The organism is Acinetobacter johnsonii (assembly GCF_048551975.1).
GTDB lineage: Bacteria > Pseudomonadota > Gammaproteobacteria > Pseudomonadales > Moraxellaceae > Acinetobacter > Acinetobacter johnsonii_A.
This window is the reverse complement of record NZ_JBIMCF010000116.1, coordinates 1-317: the sequence shown is the minus strand read 5'-3', so window position 1 is coordinate 317 and position 317 is coordinate 1. Positions and strand designations below refer to the sequence as shown.

The window sequence follows — 317 nt, the reverse complement described above, 5'->3', positions numbered from 1 at the left end:
GTGCTGATGCGATGGTCTGTATTTCAAACTGTGACAAAATTACCCCGGGCATGTTGATGGCGTCTATGCGTCTGAACATACCTGTGGTGTTCGTCTCTGGTGGGCCGATGGAAGCGGGTAAAGTGAAAATCCGTGGTAATGAGCACGCAATTGATCTTGTCGATGCCATGATTGTCGCAGCAGATGACAGATTCACTGATGAAGAAGTGGCTGAATACGAACGTTCAGCTTGTCCAACCTGTGGTTCATGTTCAGGCATGTTTACTGCAAACTCACTGAACTGTTTAACCGAAGCTTTGGGACTATCGCTTCCGGGC

At 48.3% G+C, this 317-nt stretch carries 1 protein-coding gene; it reads left to right on the top strand.

What is annotated here, in order from left to right:
• Positions 1–317, top strand: a 317-nt coding sequence (locus ACG9ZB_RS16865) for a dihydroxy-acid dehydratase (RefSeq protein WP_419326811.1), incomplete at both ends; no start/stop codon positions are given.